This is a genomic window from Lentzea aerocolonigenes (assembly GCF_000955955.1).
GTDB lineage: Bacteria > Actinomycetota > Actinomycetes > Mycobacteriales > Pseudonocardiaceae > Lentzea > Lentzea aerocolonigenes_A.
This window is the reverse complement of the sequence record NZ_JYJG01000575.1, coordinates 1-612: the sequence shown is the minus strand read 5'-3', so window position 1 is coordinate 612 and position 612 is coordinate 1. Positions and strand designations below refer to the sequence as shown.

Below are 612 nucleotides of genomic sequence, written 5' to 3'. Positions count from 1 at the left end.
ATGATCAACGAGCGCCGTGCCCGCCTTGCATTCAGGACAAACGACTTTGCCGGGGCCGTGCCTTGGCGGGGGACCCCTGCGTCAGCTTGGTTCATCGGAGCTCGGTAGGCAGCGGCAGGTCCAGCACCTCCAGGAACCGCGCCGTCTTGAGCTCGACGAACACGTCGACGTCCTCGACGTCCTGTTCCTCGTCCAGCGAGAAGTCGTCCGGGTTCTCGTCCGACGCCAGGTAGCCGAGGAGCTCCGCCTGCTTGGCGGTGACGTCGCCCGAGTTGTGCAGCGCCCACCACGCGGCCAGCCCCGCCGCCTCGCGCAGGACGTCCGTCGGGTCGGAGGCGCTGGGGTTCTCGAAGTAGGTGCGCGGCGTCAGGCCGAGGTAGGCGACGCCGGTGCCCGGCCCTGCGGGGGCGTAGACGACCGAGGTGATGTCGCTGTCGTGGATGTCGATCCACAGGAACGGCTCCACCAGCGGCGGCAGCTCGCCTTCGGACAGCGTCTTCCACTGGCCGTTCTCATACGCGTACGTGCCGAAGAATCCCACGCTTCATCCCTGTGGCGACATGGATGAAGGGCTCCTTCATCCACCTGACGTGGATGAAGGAGCCCTTCATC

Annotated in this window: 1 protein-coding gene; it reads right to left on the bottom strand. The window is 66.7% G+C overall.

The annotated features are described in order from the left end of the window. Positions 1-91: 91 nt before the first annotated feature. Entirely contained in the window at positions 92-541 is a 450-nt protein-coding gene (locus UK23_RS47305) for a hypothetical protein (protein ID WP_045318425.1), read from the bottom strand. Positions 542-612: the final 71 nt, after the last annotated feature.